This is a genomic window from Oxalicibacterium faecigallinarum, assembly GCF_014635705.1.
Classification (GTDB): domain Bacteria; phylum Pseudomonadota; class Gammaproteobacteria; order Burkholderiales; family Burkholderiaceae_D; genus Oxalicibacterium; species Oxalicibacterium faecigallinarum.
Window position 1 is genome coordinate 1,268,397 of the sequence record NZ_BMDI01000001.1, and the last position, 18,326, is coordinate 1,286,722.

The 18,326-nt window shown below is 56.1% G+C and carries 9 protein-coding genes; 1 reads left to right on the forward strand and 8 read right to left on the reverse strand.

Annotated features, from left to right (window positions below):
* Positions 1-23: 23 nt before the first annotated feature.
* Together IEV29_RS06130 and IEV29_RS06135 are read right to left on the reverse strand one after the other, a co-directional pair.
* On the reverse strand, positions 24-3,503 hold the full coding sequence (locus IEV29_RS06130; protein ID WP_188380340.1) for an Ig-like domain-containing protein: 3,480 nt from the start codon (positions 3,501-3,503) through the stop codon (positions 24-26).
* A gap of 25 nt (positions 3,504-3,528) precedes the next feature.
* A complete protein-coding gene (locus IEV29_RS06135; RefSeq protein WP_188380341.1) occupies positions 3,529-10,656 on the reverse strand; it encodes an SdrD B-like domain-containing protein in 7,128 nt (2,375 codons plus the stop codon).
* Between the two features lie 274 nt (positions 10,657-10,930).
* Here IEV29_RS06135 and IEV29_RS06140 point away from each other — a divergent pair, with 274 nt between their 5' ends.
* Positions 10,931-11,227, forward strand: a complete 297-nt coding sequence (locus IEV29_RS06140) for a hypothetical protein (RefSeq protein WP_188380342.1) — start codon at positions 10,931-10,933, stop codon at positions 11,225-11,227.
* Here IEV29_RS06140 and IEV29_RS06145 read toward each other — a convergent pair whose 3' ends face one another.
* From IEV29_RS06145 to IEV29_RS06170, 6 genes are all read right to left on the reverse strand, one after another.
* Positions 11,228-13,243, reverse strand: coding sequence for a TonB-dependent receptor family protein (locus IEV29_RS06145; protein WP_229726254.1), 2,016 nt, complete (start codon positions 13,241-13,243; stop codon positions 11,228-11,230).
* A gap of 260 nt (positions 13,244-13,503) precedes the next feature.
* Positions 13,504-14,130 (reverse strand): riboflavin synthase, encoded by a 627-nt coding sequence (locus tag IEV29_RS06150; protein WP_188380344.1) that lies wholly within the window; start codon positions 14,128-14,130, stop codon positions 13,504-13,506.
* 17 nt (positions 14,131-14,147) lie between these two features.
* A complete protein-coding gene (ribD, locus tag IEV29_RS06155) occupies positions 14,148-15,239 on the reverse strand; it encodes a bifunctional diaminohydroxyphosphoribosylaminopyrimidine deaminase/5-amino-6-(5-phosphoribosylamino)uracil reductase RibD (protein ID WP_229726255.1) in 1,092 nt (363 codons plus the stop codon).
* Between the two features lie 26 nt (positions 15,240-15,265).
* The gene (locus IEV29_RS06160) at positions 15,266-15,793 is read right to left on the reverse strand and encodes a GspH/FimT family pseudopilin (RefSeq protein ID WP_229726256.1); all 528 of its coding nucleotides are present in this window, start codon (positions 15,791-15,793) and stop codon (positions 15,266-15,268) included.
* Positions 15,794-15,810: 17 nt separating this feature from the next.
* Entirely contained in the window at positions 15,811-16,287 is a 477-nt protein-coding gene (locus tag IEV29_RS06165) for a type IV pilin protein (RefSeq protein ID WP_229726257.1), read from the reverse strand.
* Positions 16,284-18,188: a pilus assembly protein gene (locus tag IEV29_RS06170; RefSeq protein ID WP_188380345.1), complete on the reverse strand. Its 1,905-nt coding sequence runs from the start codon at positions 18,186-18,188 to the stop codon at positions 16,284-16,286. Before IEV29_RS06170 ends, IEV29_RS06165 begins: the two co-directional genes overlap by 4 nt.
* Positions 18,189-18,326: the final 138 nt, after the last annotated feature.

Consider the following 18,326-nt stretch of genomic DNA (forward strand, 5'->3'; position numbering starts at 1 on the left):
GTCATCTTCCTTTTGTTCTTTCATCAGCGATCAAGCGTCGGATTGCGAAGCTTGTCGTTACCGGCAAACAGGTTTTCATCAAACTTGAAGCGCACGCGAACGTAGAAACCCTGGTTCGTGTAATCGGAACCGGTCAGATCGCGATCGCGGAAGCCACGCCAGTTGTAACCAGCGGAAACCCACAGGTTGTCCTGCACCTGGTAACCGGCTTCAAAACCAAGCGCATGTTGTGTGGCGTGACCTTGCGGGCTGTAGTGCACCGATGCCAGACCGCTGATATCCCAGCGCTTGGTAATGTCGTAAGTCACACGACCGCCAAGCAGATAAGCACGATAGGCATCGCTACGACCATCGAAATAATCGCGTTGCGATTTGGCCGCGGCACGACCACCGAACCACCAGGGACGCGATGGGTGATACTCGGCATGCAGAGAGACAATGTGCTTGTCGAAGCCTTCGTTATTGCTGCTGTACGGATCGCCCGGGTAGTACGCCGGACCATCGCTGCCATAGGTCGGCAAATAGGTGTTGAGACCGCTTCGATCTCGCTGCGTCCAGTATTCGTAACGCGCCAGTACATTCAGACGATTGGTATCCGTATCGCGATAAGCCACACCAAGCTGCAACTTGTCTTCATGCAGGTTGCCGGCATGACCACGGTTATCCGTCAGCAGCAGGTAGTTACGGCCGAGGAACGTCCAGTCACGATTGATCTTGCGTGCAACGCTGATGATGGACAGCCAGGTATCGTTACCCGCCAGCGCCGGTGCCGCAGAACCTTCGCCCGGCCTGTCCTTCAGACGACGCCACTCCAAACGATTCGACAACAGCCATAAATCATTCGGACGCCATTCGATCGCACCGGTCAGCGCATACGCATCCTGCGCCTGACCACGATAGACGCGCAGATATTCGGCAGACGTCGCAATCTTCACGGTTTCGCTGATATTCCAGCCATTACGCAATCCGCTGGCAGACTGCAATTGCTGACCGCCGACGGAATCACGCAAGCGATATTCAGAGAACACGCGCTGGTTCGGCAGATATTGCGTATCGGCACCGAACACGAATGCGTTGCTGTCATAGATGCCATTGGCAGCCTGCGGCGAGGACAAGCCGCTCATCCATTCATACTTGCCGTACAAGCGGCCCACTTCGCTGAAGCGGTATGCCGCACCCAGCGCAGCACGCTGATAGCTGTCGCCATCGATGCTGTGCTCGTACTCGCCAAACAGATCGATCTTGTCGGTGACACGATAGTTGCTGCGAATGCGCACACCCGTGGAGTTATAAGCCACGCCTGCCAAGCCGTAGTTCGTGCCGTTATAGCCGTAACCGGTTTGCGCATTGAGCATGCTCGATCCATAACCAAACCCGACGCTCGGCGATGGATTGACGACCAGCCCGGAGCCGGCACTGATCAGGGCATTGGCATACTGGCCTGGTTTTTCATCCGTATGCGTCAGTGCGACATCGACATTCAGTCGATCGGTCACATCATGCGAGGCACCCAATGCCAACGCGTCACGCGAGGCTCCTGCCGTTTGATGCGCGCTATGTGTTGCCTCCGCATACACAGCCCACTGATCGCCGAGACGTTTGGTGACGCGTAACGCCCCCTCCTCACGCCCCTGCGCCAGCGATGCCGATGGATTGTTGAAGTAAGGGTCACTGCGGCCATAGAAGAAGCGGGCCTGCACGGTGTCGTCGTTGTGCAATGCCTCGACGCGCCATGCGGTACCGTTGATTTCGTCCAACGCGCCTGCTGCCGGTGCCGGACCGAACTGCGGTTGCAGGCTGTACGGATTGCCTTGCAGTGACGTGCCCAGCCCGTTACCCAACACGCTTTGACTGCGCGCGACTTCTGCCACGATCGTGGTCTTGTCCGTCGGGTTGAAACTGACATTGGCGCTGGTCAGGGTGTACGGTGCATACGGATTCTTGTCCTTGACATAACTACCGCCCACTTCACTACGCTCGCCGAGTCTGACCTGGCCGTCCATGCCGTAGACCCAGAATTTCTCGCCATCGGACTCGACTTCGTAGGTGACACGCAGCGATTTCGGATTGCCATTGGAATCAACGGATGGCAGAGGCTGGTTCAACAGGATGCGACCCGAAAATGGTTCGAAGCTGTAATCGCCACCGCGCTGCAAGGTCTCGACAGAAAGAATGACCGCAGGCTGATAACGGTCGCGCGTGATGATCTCGACCTTTTCCGTACCGGCCACCGCATTACGCTTGGAAACTGCAAACGGTCCCGAGATCCCCTGACCCGCAAATTCTTCGACCAGTTGCAGCAGACTATCCTTGGTCACAAAGCCATTGAGCAGCACACCATTTTCATCGTAATGGCCGCGCATGCCGTTCATCGTGCGGCTGTAGTTACCCAGATCACGCTTGCGCACCGAGGCCACATTGCCGCCGCCCGTTACCTGGCTGAAACCGGTGCCGGTATTGAAGTCACCAAACAGCAGATACGAACGATCCTTGTCGATACGCACATACAGTTTGGAAGTCGATTGCGCCTCGAAACCACGTATCGACGAATCGCCATAGACCGCGTAGTAATCATCCGGACGAATCGAACGGAACAGACGGTCGTACACAGCCTTGTCCGAGTCATAAGCCATGGTCAGCAAGGCATCGCCCTTGATCTTGCCCTTGAGGAAGAAGGCAGTACGCATGGCGCTGTAACGACGACCACCGTTACTGCTGCTGGAAAAGCTGCGGATCTCGCGTTCAAAACCATCGTCGCGACGCGCATCGGTCAGTTGCAATGGCGATTTGCTATCGAACTTGATGATGCCTTCCACCAGACCGACTGCCAGCATCTCGCGCAGCTCCGGGACGAAGCTGATCACGCCTTGTGCCTGTGCGCGTCCCGCAGTCATGCGCACTGTCACGTCCTGCGGCTGGAACGGTGCCAGCAGTAATACGTCAGCCTGACCATCCACAACCTTGACTTGCGTGCCACGCGAGATCCGGTCCGCATCTCCACTGCCGGGGCCGGTTTCATCGGTTGGTGCGCCAGAAATCAGGAATCGACCTGCCGTCGCCTCCATCGTTACAAACGCTGTCCCCTTCACCGGCTGCCCATTGAAATCGAGTAACTGGATCGACAATCTTGCCGGCGTTTGCCCGTCAGCAGGCAGGCTGTTCTGTGCAACCGTGACACGAATCAGACCGACCTTCGCATTCTCGGCATAGTTGCTGTCACCGATCTGCGCATTCAGCACGCGCGATCCAGTCGGCGGCAAGTTGCTGTTGTTTGCGTTGAGCGGTTGCAAATCGAGGCCGTTGCCATGTACGCCCAGACTGTTTTCAAATGCGACAGGTTGCGTATCGAAGCTGGTGCGTCCTTCGTTCAGCACACCTTGTGCCCATACCGGCATCGTACCGGCGACGGCGAGTGCGACCGCGGTCTGACGCATGACCCGTACACCATTTGCCGATGAACGACGTGCGCGATCACCTGCAGTTGCATGAAATACTGAATGCATGACAAGACTCTTGAAGGTGGAAGACTTAGCGTGCATCGCGGCCTCCCTGATTGATTTCCAGCTGACGGACAGGAGTGTCGCGTTCGCTCAGCGTTTCACGCGGTACCGCTTTTTCGACGGACTCGCGATCATGCATACGCGGCTTGACGATCGTCTTATTGGCACTGTCCGTTCCCTGCTGCGGGTAATTCGGCGCCCTGCCTTCGAAGGTAAAGCCGACACCGCGCTTTTTCTCGACATGCGGTGCGGATACCTCGCCCTGCGTGCGGCGCGCCTTCACCTGCTCCAGCACCGTGTTGGAACACGACCCTTCAATGAAGTCCGCGCGTTGCATTTCGCCATTCTTCAGATCGAGGAACAGGCTGTTGGCGTCGCCCACATTGCGGTTGCTGCTGCTGACCAGACGGCTGCCGCGTGGCAACGTGGTCTGATCGACTTTCAGCACATGTGTCTGTGGCGAGAAGCCGCAATAGCTGTACTTGCCTTCGCTATCGCTGATCAGGAACAAGCCATTCTGCGCATACAGGCGTACACCCGGAATGCCAAGTTCTTCGTGATCCTTGATCTGATTGCCGTTGCAATCGACATAGACCATGCCGACGATGCAGGCATCATTCGTGAACACGCCACCCGTGACCTTGACGCGATAGCGCGCTTCGTTCGAACACTTGGTATTCGGATTGAGCGGACATTCGGCACTGGCACGATTGACACCATCGCCCTGCATCGAGCCCACACCCACCCTGACACGATAGGTAATGATGACCTTGGCACCCGGCGGAATCAGATCCAACGCATAGGTAATCACCGGCCCCGGTGCACCCTGCATGCTCAGCAGCGTCGCACCCGTAACGCGCGAGGTGTTTTCGATCAAACGGAAGCCTTGCGGCAGACGATCGACGATGCGCGGCTGTACCACGTTGGCTTGCGAGAGATTGTTAATCTCGAGCGTGTACGTCACCATGTCGCCCAGTTCCGCATCACGCTTGTTGGCGGTCTTGGTAATCGACAACAGGCCTGCACCTTCCACGTTCGCCGGCACGTTGGCGCAACGTCTCTCTGTACAACCACTGCCTGGTGTCGGCGGTCCACCATCCGTATCGCCACCGCCGCCGACCGACGCATAGTTGGTCGAGACACCTGTCGGCGTATCCACGCTGACCGTCACAGGCACCGTGATCGCAGCCGTGCCGTTCGTTGCTGGCAGTGGCGCAGTCGGATTGAAGTCAAAGTTCACGATCACACCGCTGACGATGTCACCCGTGCGTACGACGTTGGAGACGGTGCCTTGGTCGCTACGCAACGGCCTCGCCGGATCGATGTCCAACCCCGGAGGCAAGTGCTCGATCAAGCTCAGCGTACCAATGGTCGCCGCCTCACCACTGTTGGTGATAGTGAGCGTGTATTCAGCATCGGCGCTGCCAAGAACCAGTGTAGCTGGGCCAGTCTTAGCCAGCGACAACAGCGGTGGGCCATAAACCCTGACCTGGTCCTGAGCGCAATGCTGATCGGTGCAGCCGGGACCAGGCGTACTTGGCGGTACATAGGGATCGCCGCCGCCCGTTACCGTTGCGTAGTTGATCACTGCACTGCCCTGAGCCAACGCAGCCACATCCACGTGTACCAGCACCACAACTGTGCCGTTGGTGATAGGAATCGGCGTCGTCGGCAAGAAATCAAAGCGCACCGTCTGGCCGCTGACCACCACATTGCTGACCGCCCCCATCGTACTGGTGATTGGATTGGTCGCAATCAGGCTCATACCCGGCGGCAGCGTATCGGCCAGTCGCAACACCCCAAAAGTCGGTGAATCACCCCTGTTCGTTATGGTCAGTTCATAGGTCGCCTGCTGGCCGACAATCACGTCACCGATATGACGTTTGGCCAAGGCGAGTTCAACACGGGTGCCGTTGGTCACAGCAAAGTTGGTCTGGGTTACATGACGCCCAGAAGTCAGAATGATGGTATTGACCACTTCAGCGCCGGAACGAGTACCACGCGTGGCGCTGGTTTCGTCAATTCCAGGAAAAGCGCCGTTCGGCTCGTTGATGACCGGATCGCCAGGACGCGATGGATTCGTCTTGGTGACGGTATAACCGCCCGGCCCGCTCGGACGAAGATTATCGAAATGGTAGCTGCCGTCCGTTTGCGTGGTAACCGTTACATTGACTGGGTTACCCAGATCATCGTTGCCTGTCAGTGTCACAGTGACACCCGAGAATGGCCAATCCGTACCGGGTTGGTAATTGGAACCTGCCGTACCTTTTTCGGTATAGACAAACCCGCTGATGCTGGCAGGCAGTACCTCGCCGAAATTGTTGTTGACCGATTGTGCGGTGCTGTCGCTGATCAGAATGTTGCTGATCGTGCTGGGTACGGAGCCACTGATTTCGTTCGGTACGGTCGTTGCCGTTCCCGGCGTACCACCATCGTTGACGCCCGCTGCGCTGCCCGTCTTGTCAACCGAACCGGATGTAGTTCTGCCACGCAGCGTTTCGACACCGCCAACCACTGGCTGTGCCGTCTGCTGGATCACCGTGTAACGCCCCGGCTTTTCTAACGGGAAGTTGTAGAAACCGCTGCCGTCTGTGACAGTCGTAAAGGAAACCGGCACGTCATCGCCTTGACAGATTGCAGGCTGAGCCGTACCGACCGACGGCGTATCAATCACATTATCAGGGCCGGCGGAACAGCCGATCAGCGTGACGGTTACGCCAGGTATCGGGGTTTCACCGCCCTCAAAAAGACCATTGTTATTGCTATCCAAATAAACGTGACCCGATACCTTCAAATTGGTCGACGTAGATGTCGTCAGTTCCGGGAAGTCGAATTGCACGCCGTTGCCACCACCATTGATGACGATACCGCTGATCACGCTGGAGTTTGCATCCGGGTTGTTGGCCGTACCTTTGCTGACCACACCCGTGCTGTCCACGCTACGTACGGAACGAATCGTGTTTGGCTGGGGTACGCCATTACCGAATCCCGATGGCTGAGTCTGCGTGATGGTGTAGCCAGTTGCATCGGAGGGTGGCAGATTGTCAAACAGGTAGTCACCTCGGACCGAACCGGTGCCGGCAGCGACATTACTAGTCGTTACGGTACGACTGACCGAGTTGCCGTATTTGTCGACACCCGTCAGTGTCAGTGTTACACCACCGATACCTTGGTCGGCTGACGCGATCTCGCCATCTTGGTCACCGTTGTTGTTCAAATCGACAAAGACGCGACCACCGATGCGTGTGTTGTGCACCTGCACCGTGGTGGACTGCTGATTGTTGTTCGGGTTGTCGTCCACCGAGACTTCTTCACCATTGCTGTCCAGGCCAGGATAGATGCGCGCAAGATTGGTGCGATCCGCCAGGTAGGGAGTAGCAGCAGAACCATCGTACAGGCCTGACTTGGCACGCGCATACAACTTCAGCGTGATGGTGTTGCCCGCACCCGCTGGAAAAAAGCCGCTGATATCACAGGTTATCGCTTGCTGCTGAGCCAGTGTCGTCACAGCGGCAACACCATTGGAGACGAAGCAGACGTTCTCCGTACCATTGCTCGGCACACTGCCGGACACGGCCAACGCACCACCTGCAGCCGTCACCGTTGCAGCGCTGCCGCCATTGACTGCCACACGCGGTGCGTAGGCACCACTGCTAATCCATTCAAAGCCGGTCGGCAGGGTATCCACCAGACGCATCTTCGTGGTGGACGAATTACCATTGTTACGCAGCACGATGTCGTACTCGACCGGCTGCGCGATATCCACGGGCGACGGTGTCACAGCCGTCTTGCTGACCACTTCCAGGTCCGCCCTCGGGAATACGACATTGTTGACCGCAGCCAGATTGTTACCGGCGATGCTGGCATCGTCCGAGCACTTGCCCGAGCTTTCGTAGACGTTGGTCTCGTCGGCGCACACATACACACGGTTGCCGAACGCAACCGGACCGCTGGCAGTACCGGTCATTTCCATCGCGATCTCGAAGTTGACTTCCTGGCCAGCATCCAAATGGTCGATGCTGCAGACCACGTTGGCATCGGGAGCACTCTGGTTGCAGGACACGGTCTTGGGCACAAGCGTGTAACCGGCGCTGGCTGGCACGCCATTGATGTTTGCCGGCATGCCGGTAACCATTGCAACATCGAAGCCGGGTGCCACTGCCAGGATGTCATTCATGACAATGTTTTCAGCACGTGACGGACCGAAGTTGCGCACGCTAAAGCGGTAGCGAAGCTGATCGCCGATCAGGAATCGCGTCTGCCCGTTCGGATAGACCGGGACCTTGCCCTGTTGCAGGTCGATCGAGGGCACCTTGACGTTAAAGGTAGCGGTCTTCTGGTTGTTGGAGGTGGCAGCCGCGTCATTACAGCTTGCCGATACCGAATTATTGGTCGAGGTCTCGGTCTTGAATTCACACATGCCGCCGCCCAGCGTCACGTACGCCGTATTCGTCACACTGGAGTACAGCGTACTGTCGGCGGCTCCGCTGATTCCCGTCGGCTTCTTGATCCGCGCGCGGATGGTGATGGTCTGCGTGTTGTAGCGATTGATGGTGACGCTGTTGGTACAAGAGATCGCTCCGGTTGCCAAATTACTTGCAGAGCAGTTCATCTGCCCGGCATTGGCAGGCGTGACATCAATCACTTCATATGCCGGCGTAGAGAGGGTCGGCGTGCCAGTAAAGAGTGTGTCGGTGATAGTGAAGTTGCCGGCTGCAACATTGTCTTCACCCAGATTCTGCGCGGTGATCGCGAACTGCACGATCTGGCCAACCAATGGTGTAGCCGGCGTCACCGTCTTGGTAGTCAATGCAACATCAGTACGTGGTGTCACTACCACCGCTGCCTGATCCTGCAACTGCCCACCTACCGCCGCGGTCAGAATGGCATTGGGGGATGTCAACGTTGCGGTATTAGTCAATGTGCCCGAGGTCAGCGGCCGCTGCACCGGCACCAGAACGGTAATCGTCGAACCAGCTGGGACGTCCGTAAAGCTACAAGTCAGCGCATTGTTGCCGCTTGTGATGTTCGGGCAAGTGCCCCAAGTACTCGGCGTGGTGGTAACGGTGATTGCCGGTGTACTGAAATCCGGTGCCGGAGACCCAGTGCTAGTGACATTCATGATGCCCGGAAGCGTGTCGGTCAATCTCAGCGTCGGGATCGTATCCTGGTTCGGATTCTGTCCGGCGCCAGCGCCCCTGGCAGGGGTCGTGATCGTCATGCGCCAGTACAATGTGTTGCCGTCCGCAACAAGAGTGGGCGCAGACGCAACCGGGTCATAGAAAGTCGCATTGTCGACCGACGACTCCTTGCTCATGCTGACCTGGGCGTTGCCGGAAACGACCGGCGTCGCCACCAGACCGCTGCCAGCGTCCGCACAGTCATTACCGGTGCGGCCACCATCAGGCGGTTGCGGACCATCAGCCTCGCCAATTCCAAGACCTGCCAATGCCTGTGAACCGGTACAAGCACGATCAGTCAACGTGACGGGTTCAGCGACGTTGGCGATAACGGAGGTGAAGCTCACTGCCACCGTCGCGTTCGGCGCCAGCGTACCTGGCCCCGGATTCGAGCAGGCAATACGGGTCGTCTTGGTGGCATCGCCTACAAATCCAGGTGGCGTGACGCCAGTAGAGACGTCACAGGTCCAGCCAGCAGTGATCGAAGCTGCCGACAGGGTCACCAAGCCGCCGTCAACTTCTTCCGGACGCGCATAGTCGACGATGCGTAGCGGATGCAATGCATCGTAGGTCGCGGCACTCGGGCTGGCGGGATCGTTGCGAATGGTGAGCGTGGTGGTGACGGCAGTACCCGGCGCCTGTGGGCCGTTCACGTTCTTGCTCTTCGCGGCCCTTAAGTCGGCATATGGATTGACGATCTGGTACGGCAACAGCCTGCTGTTGTTGCTGGTATTGGCATCGCCTCGTCCCGGTGGCGGCGTGACCACTACCGGGAAACTGCCATCCGTCGGTGTTGCCGGCAGCGTCAGTGGCAGGTTGAAACTCTGTTCTCCATTGACCGTCAAAGCGCCGACATTGCAACTAACCAGCGTACCGCTGTAACTGGTACTGCCGACGGTCACCGCACCCGGCGCAGCGGTGCAGCCTGAGGGCAACATACCGAGCGTGAAACCAGCTGGCACGACCGTCTGCACCAGGCCTCCGGCCGGATTGGCAAGCGGTCCGTTGTTTCTGTGGGTCAGGACCAACGTTTGCGTGGTGTTGACGATCTGCGCGGAAGGCGGAAAGTTGCCGAACGCTTCTGTATCCGTTCCAGGATCCACCGTGTAGTTGACAGTGGCTGTGTTGTTGGCCGGATCGGAATCGAAATAACCGACGCTACCGGATGCAATCGAAGCCGTATTGGTAAACGATCCATTGTTGCCCGCGGTGCCGGTCAGCGTTATCGTGCTGGCATTCAGCTCTGCACGCGTAAAAGGACCGTTGTAAGTGCACGTCAGCGTGCGCATGGAATTGGCGTTGACGGTGGTGTTGCAAGTCGGTGTTCTGCCAGCAAACGCCACATTGGACAAATTGAAGTCTGTCGCTGTACCAGGAAGGCTGTCGGTGACCACAATAGAGCCCTCAGGCGGGACGTCGTCGCCATTCGTGATCTGCGGCGTCAGCGTAAATACCACGGTGCCGCCAGCTACGGGGCTGCCTACCGGCGAGGACTTGGCTTTGCCGACGATCATGTCACCGGTGCTGCGCACCGTGCCGGAGAACGCGGCAGACTGTCCCGACGTGCCGGTCGCGGTCAGGTTGAAGCCGCCCAGCACAGCACCCTGCACCGGAAAGGTAACGGTACCGGTAGCACCCGTGCTCCCATCGGGCACGTCGCAAACCATATTCGGCGCGGTATATACGCAGCCGACCGGCGGCGCCGGCGGATTGACCGCCAGTTGCGGTGGAATCACGACCGTGATCTTGTCGCCCGTTGCAGTTGCCGTTCTTTCCCACGCAACGACGACATCGACGATTTCACCGCGTCCCACGTCGGGTGCTGCCGTTACCTGATTCGCCACCACCTGCGCCTGCACAGAAGATGCGGTTACGATTGCGAGTAGAAGTGCCGCCGTCGAACAGACATGTTGACGACGAAACAGGAAATGATGGCGCAGTGCATGCAGCCTGCGGGAGAAAGAGATCACGTTCATACGGTCTGTCCAGCCCAAAGTAATTGCCTAAAATTTATGCACCTCATTGCCTCAAAACAATGAGAATGAATCGGCGAGAAGATATGCGATGCCTGCTGAATCACGAAGTCAACGTTTGTCAGCAAATGAAAATATTTGCTAACAACGAGTCAGCATTGACACCTGACGTCACTGCTTAACAATTAGGCAGTGCGTTTTATTTCAGAGAAATTTTTCAGGCGAGATTCTGAGAGAAAAGCTCGGAGCGTTTCTGACAAGTTCTGACAAGGTGGTGATGTCAAATTGGAATGAAAGAGGAGAAAAACGTAGATTCATTTTTCTCAAGAAAACGCGGAAACCTGCATCAAATATGGCGATCAGGCACGGCAAGGTTATCCAGCACAATCTTATTTGGCGCTCTAAATCTCAAACCGAGCGGCGCAAACAATTGTTAACTGATAAAAATGAGCAAAAAACTCAGGCCGACTGTATTGAAAAAACAGAAGAAAAGAATGGCGAAAATGCGATGTGCTCGAATGAGAGAATGACTACGTACACGCCCTTAGAGCAAGGGCGCTTGAAGAAAAACTGATTACCAGCGTTTTTCAATGCCGGCAAATATGGCTTTCACTTGGCCCGGACGAAACACCGCTGATGACGTACCGGCGACACGTGCATCGACCATATGGTCTGCAGTCACGGCGTAGTGTTTGTCGCCCAGGTTACGTGCATCGATGAAGAAGCGATAACCGCCACGCGCGACATAGCCAGTTTGCAGATGCAAAACGCCATAACCGGGTGCCTTCAGCGAATTAGCCTGATCTGCATACCAGCTCGAACCAAGTTCGATGCGTGGTCCAATGTAGAAGCCGTTTGTATGGCGGTAGGTGAAACCAGCTTGCAGAACGTGATCCGGAATACCGGGCAACCTGTTATTGCCATAGTTGGGATGCCCATCGAATCGAAAATGATTCCATGTATAAGCAAAATTCCAATCCATGCTGGCGGAAAGTAAAGGCAAGCTCTTCGTACCATGCAAACCGAGTTCGAGACCGCTGTGTTCCGTATCCGACGACGAATTGACATTAATCGTCGGTAGCGTCGGCGCCAGTGTATTTGCAATGGCTAGCAACTCGTTATTGACGCGACTGCGGTAAACGGCTATATCCCAACCGAACTGACGATCACCACCTCTTACGCCAATCTCAAAGGTTGTTGCACGCTGTTGTTCAAGGGTAGCCGTTCTTACCGAAGGTGGAAATCCAGCGACGGGATAGCCATTGAAGAAAGCAAGGCTGGCAGGCGCTTCGTGACTGCGCGTGAGATTGGCATATACCTGCGCCTCCATTCCCAAATCATAGATGGCACCAATCGATGGGTTAAGGCTCGTATATGTTCGCGATGCAGAGCCATCCGGATATTGCGTAATGATGGGGCGAAGCGTGGCGGCCAGGCTGTTATCTGTCGAACGTCTCGCTTGCGCAAATTGCGCTCCGCCGATGAAAGATAAACGATCGTTCAGTTGATACGTATTTTGCGCAAAGACTTCAATGTTGCTGCGACGGTCGCGGATAGTTCCTGGTCCACCTGCGGTCACCCCCGGCATCGCCGGAACGACCAGACTGTTGTCACCATCGCCACGCCCTGCATTCACGCCCCACACGAATCGATTGGCATGCCCATTTAACAAACGATTGATTTCATGGCGCAAAGAGAGGCCGTAATCCGTTGCGTCGTATCGAGCACGTGCTACTTGCGTGGGTGAATCGAACTTAGTCCCGGTATGGAAAACACCGGCAGTCAATCGATCTTCACCGATATCCCATTCTTGCTGATAAGCGAGATGCCAACGAGGAGAAGTATGAATATAGGCACCGGCAGCCCGATTTTGTGGATGCGCCATCCATGGTGTGTTTCGAATCTGTTCCAGAGTAAGCGTGCCCGGCAATTGCCCTGTGTAACGCTCCTCCGTGATGTGCAGTCGACCTCGCGAGGTCGCACTGAAGGCATAACCGATATTGGCGTAGAGGCGGGATGAACGCTCCGCTGCATTCTCCCTGAAACTATCCGTCTCGTAATGCGATGCAGAGACATAGACATCCAATCCACTTTCGAATACTTTGCCACCTTTCAGTTGAATACGACGAAAACCATCCGAACCGGCTTCCATACGAGCAGTTGCACCAGGATCGTTATAAGCTGTTGGCGAAATCAGATTGAGCGCACCGCCCAGCGTGGATGCCCCGTATTGCAAGGAACTTGCTCCGCGATACACATCAATACGATGCGCCGACATGATGTCCGCATAAATTGCTTCGTTCATGTCATCAAGACGACCAAGGGGCAAGCCGTCCCGCAACAAACGTATGCCACGGATACCAGTACTGGCAATGCCTGAACCGCGCATGGAAACGCGTGCAGCCTCTTGTCCCGACGGCCGTTGGACATACACGCCTGGCAAACTGGCTAACGCATCAGCCAATCCGATCGCTGCGTGCTCCTTCACATCTTCAGTAAAACGTATCGAAACATTGCCTAGAATGCTACGCGCATATTCACGTGCTGCCGCACGTTCTGCGGTTTCACCCTTCACGTCAATTGGCGACAAAGTCTGCGTTGCAGTAGGAGTTTGAGCAACGACGGGCAAAGCAGTCAGGGAGAGAAGGCTAGCCAGAAAAAGACGAGCATCGAAGGGAAGAAAGCACTGTGACATAAAACGAGTTTTCAGTGAAATGTGCTAAAAAGCAGCGAAGCCCGAATTGTGCGTGAGTGAATAGTTGCTGACAACCAACCTTCAACCTGATTACAACAAAAAAGCCGATGCACTGCACCGGCTTTATCTGCGTGGCAAGAGAACTTGCCGAATGTTCAAGAAGTGTGGTGTGCCGCCTGGTAACTGAGAATCCGCTCGCAATAGCGCGCAATCAAATCCACTTCCAGATTGACCTTGCTACCCGGCTTCAAATGTTTGAGTGTCGTGACCTGCACGGTATGCGGAATCAGATTGACCGAAAACTCGCAAGTCGTCGGCGTATCAACCACGGCATTCACGGTCAAGGACACACCATTGATCACGATCGATCCTTTGAATGCCAGATAGCGCGCAAGATCCTTGGGCGCAGCTACTGTCAGCAACCAGGATTCGCCGACCGGCTCGAATCGTACAACCTCACCCAGCCCATCCACGTGCCCTGAAACAAGATGGCCACCGAGACGTTCCGACAAGGTCACGGCTTTTTCCAGGTTGACCTCACCAATCTGATCAAGACCGGCCGTGCAATTCAAACTCTCGCGCGAGACATCAACCTTGAAACTGCTGTCCGTCTTCTCGATCACCGTCATGCAGGCACCGTTGACTGTGATTGAGTCACCCAATGCAACATCAGCCAGCGGCAAGCCGCCAGCATCGATCGCCAAGCGATGCCCTGCCTGCTGATCACCAAGGGGAGAAATGGAAGTAATTTTGCCAACGGCTGCAACAATTCCGGTAAACATGATGAGGAAGAAAAGAGTTAGCTGAAACGAGCAAGGATACGCAAATCTGCGCCAATGCGCTTGATGTCATGGAATGACAGTTGGTGACGTTGCTCCAGATCTTCAAGAGGTGGCAAATCGAACATGCCCTGGGCATCACCAAGTAACGATGGCGCCAGATAGACCAGCAGCTCATCAACGCAACCTTCACGGATCAGCGAACCGTTGAGCTTGAAGCCAGCCTCCACATGCAATTCGTTGATCTGGCGGCGGCCAAGCTCCTCCATCAGTGCTGGCAGCGCCACCTTGCCTTGCGCGTTTGCCAGCACGATCACTTCGTTCCCTGAATCGCGCAGGACTGCCTCTTTCTCTGGATTGGCCTGCGCCGCCACGATCAGCGTGCCACCGCCTTCGAGTACACGCGCATGCGGACTGATCTGCAACCGACTATCGATGACGATACGCAACGGCTGGCGTGGCGTATCAATGGCACGCACCGTCAGTTGTGGATCGTCTTCCATCACGGTACCGATACCGGTCAGGATTGCACACGCGCGTGCACGCCACGCATGGCCATCGGCACGTGCCTCATCGCCTGTAATCCATTGACTAATGCCATTGTGCAGCGCCGTCTTGCCATCCAGCGTGGCAGCAGCCTTCATGCGGACCCACGGCCTGCCATGCTGCATGCGCTGGAGAAAACCGATGTTCATTTCTCGCGCTTCTTCTTCCAGCACACCTCGCGCAACCTGAATACCAGCAGCTTCCAGTCGCGCCATTCCTTGTCCTGCCACCAGCGGGTTGGGATCACCAATCGCAGCAACCACGCGCCCCACCCGCGCCTTGATCAATGCGTCGGCACAAGGTGGCGTACGGCCATGATGACTGCAGGGTTCGAGCGTCACATAAACCGTTGCACCTTCAACCTCAAAACCCTTGTCCGCAGCATCGTTCAATGCCTGCACTTCGGCATGTGCATGGCCGACAGGTTGGGTATGCCCCATGCCGATGATGCGATTATCTTTGACGATGACGCAGCCAACACGAGGATTCGGTGCCGTCGTGTACATTCCTTTGGCTGCCATTTCCAGTGCCAGACGCATGCCTTGCTGGTCGCTATGTATTTCCAAAATTGTTGTCACTCAAGAATAAAAGGTCAGCAGGAGGAAACATCCGTTACCGGATTACAGACACGTGGCCGCCCCAGAAAATTGATGATCACTTTACGCGACTGCGTTCCATACTCAAGTAGCCAGCTTCCTGACTGTGCAGTCTGATTGCTGGCATTGGTGCGGGAACGTCCACTGCCGTTGAATGCGAGATATTGTACTTTTGAATCGGTGAAGCGCGCGGTGATCTGCAGATTCTGATGGACGGCCGCATGGCGATAAATCACGGTTTCCCCCTCATCCGGACGCTGATTATTATTCTCGTCGACAAAAACGATCCAGCCGGCGTTCCACGATTTGCCATCGCCGTCCGGGACCAGATCAACACGCGTACCACGGTGAATCGCTTCCGAACGTGCCAGATTGCTTGCCATGAACAAGGCGTTCGCCGCCGTTGTCAGCCGTGAATTGGCAACCAGTTGATGGAACGATGGTGCAGCAACGACCAGCAAGACACTCAGAACGGACAAGACGATCATCATTTCGATCACGGAGAAGCCATGAGGGTTTCTCACGTCAAACTGATCGCAGTTCACCAGCAAGACTCCATCGCCGCACGTCGACTGCCCTCGCTGGTCAGGATCAGATTATCACAACGGGGATCACGGTAACGGCGGTCTACCTTTTCCGTTCCCGGTCTGGCAACCAGTTGAACACAATCGCGAATCGAACGGCCATCGCATGCCTGCGCATGAATCTCGTAAGCGCTGGAAGCCGGCGTGTTACCGGAAAACCATTTAAATCTGGACAACGTATCGGCAGGCGACTCCGCATTGAAAGCGATATAGCTTGCATGCAAAGTGTAATGGCGTTCCTGCTGTTGCATACCCTGCATCAGCGCAGCCTTGCCTTCTGCACGCTTGGTTTTCAATACAGACTCGGTGTAGGCAGGAAAGGCAACCATCGCGAGAATGCCGACAATGATAACGGCCACCATCAATTCCAGTAGTGTAAACCCCCACTGCTGTACAGGATAGAAACGGCGACGTCTTTGTCTTTTCATTGTCATGGTTGCCCTGATCCTGAGTGTTGCAAGTCACCCCAGTTGACCAGCTCGCGCCAGCTCAAACGTCCAAAGGTCGGTGCCACGTTACCTGGCAATTCCAGCTCAAGCACGGGCTGGTCGCCCGTCAAGATCTGAACACGACTTTTGACGCTTTGTCGCCCCGGGATATCGGATGTACTTGTTTTGTGATAACCGGCAGACCGCAACAGAATGCTGCCTGACATGCCGCCTGAAAGCGATGCGTTAGAAGGCCGAACATCCGCGGCTAATCCACTGAATGTATTCAACACATAAAGCGTAGCGATCGGCGCATCACATTGCTTCGGTGCGGGCGTCATAGAATGGAAAACAAGATCGGCACCACTGAGTATCGATGCAGAGAGGACACGTTCTCCGGTCGTTGCGGACTGAGGAAAATCAAAATACCAGCCTCTTTTCCCACTCCCCGACGTCCCGTAAACGAATCCGTCTCCCTCAAGCGCAAAGCTGTTACCTGCGTTTTTCTTGATGAGCTTGCGCGGAACAAGCGCGTCACGTTGCACCGTAGACGCGCCCGCACGATCAAGCACGGCATAAAACGATTGTGTGGAAAAACTGGCTAGATCCAGATCCTGCCGGGACAGATAACGCCCCGTGCCAAACAGCACAATCATGCCGCCTCCCGGTGCGAAGGCAATCGCCGGCTTTTGCATAATCGGCTGACGCTGCCCTAACGCATCCTGCGCCACAAGCAGCAAATCAGGGGTCTCGCCCTTCGCCTTGCCCCAGGGAAGGCCGGCAGAAAAATCGAATCGCCAGAGATTGCCTTGCAGGTCACCTGCGTATGCATACTCCACTGCCCCATCTGCACCTGCAACACTCGTCAGTTCAAGCATGCCGTTGGCACGTGATTGTTCCCCGGCAGGTGTCACGAACTTGAAATAATTGACGCCACCCTTCCACGCCTCCGATGGCTTTTTGTCCAGCGAAAGGAGAAACAAGGCATTCGAACCGCTGCCACGTTTATTATTCACGCCGCTTGCCAACATCGCAAAGTAGGCGTACTGCGTCACGCCCCTGTCACTACCTGTACGAAATCGTGCGATAACCGGCATGCCGATCATATGCCCCATATCCGGATCGTCACGATCAGTGAATTCCCATAACAGCTTGAATGGGTTGCCAAACTGTACCGGATCCGTGATATCCAATACTGCCGCGCCTCGTGCACTACGCCCCAATCCAGCCACCAGAACAGTTCGCCATTCGCCGTTTGCCACAACATCCGCAGCAGCCATCCCACCATCCACGGCGACGACACCAAAACGTGGCCCCTGCGTCAGGGCGGGCAAGCTATCCACCACGGCATGCGGAATGTAGGCAAACAGCTCCTTACCGGATGCATCATCAAACGCATGCAACATGCCACCTGCGGTACCGACATACACAACGGCGCGACGATCACGATGCACTTGAGAAAACGACCGATATGCTTCGGTCTGTACCCCACCCGTGGGTGGACCAACGCGTAGCGCGAGGCCATGGATGACGGCACCCATGATGCTGTCGCGTCGCGGAAAGATGCCGCCAGGCTGTCCTGATTCGTCAACCCGCGCACCGTGCAGATAATGTACGCGTCGCTCCCCCAGTCCATCCGGCGGTAAAGTCGATGACGAGCGATCCAGTAAGGCGCGTTGCATCGCGTCGAGATCGCTCCACAAGAAAGGCACCAGGTTTCCCTGTGCATTTGCGGTAAATATCTGCCGAGGCTCTACTCTTTGGGACAGCAACGTTCCCGCATCCCATACGGTGGCCGCCCCTGCTCCTGCAGATTCCCGCTTGATCAGACTGCCACTCAAACTGGCGCGATACACGCTCCCCTGATAGATGGCAGAGGCCAGATCATGCGAGGCGACAGTGCTCATTTCGCGAACAGATGCGGGCGGCGCAGGGCAACCTGCCAAGTGGAGAACGTCTTCTTCAAACGGAATGTCTATTGATGCCCGCGCGCCATGCGCGATGCAAATACCCGCACCTAACGACCACAAGAGAAAACAGAAATG

Coding starts and splice junctions, on each gene's coding strand:
- IEV29_RS06140 (WP_188380342.1), top strand. CDS start 10,931: ATGTCAAATTGGAATGAAAGAGGAGAAAAACGTAGATTCATTTTTCTC.
- IEV29_RS06130 (WP_188380340.1), bottom strand. CDS start 3,503: ATGCATTCAGTATTTCATGCAACTGCAGGTGATCGCGCACGTCGTTCA.
- IEV29_RS06170 (WP_188380345.1), bottom strand. CDS start 18,188: ATGAGCACTGTCGCCTCGCATGATCTGGCCTCTGCCATCTATCAGGGG.
- IEV29_RS06165 (WP_229726257.1), bottom strand. CDS start 16,287: ATGACAATGAAAAGACAAAGACGTCGCCGTTTCTATCCTGTACAGCAG.
- IEV29_RS06150 (WP_188380344.1), bottom strand. CDS start 14,130: ATGTTTACCGGAATTGTTGCAGCCGTTGGCAAAATTACTTCCATTTCT.
- IEV29_RS06135 (WP_188380341.1), bottom strand. CDS start 10,656: ATGAACGTGATCTCTTTCTCCCGCAGGCTGCATGCACTGCGCCATCAT.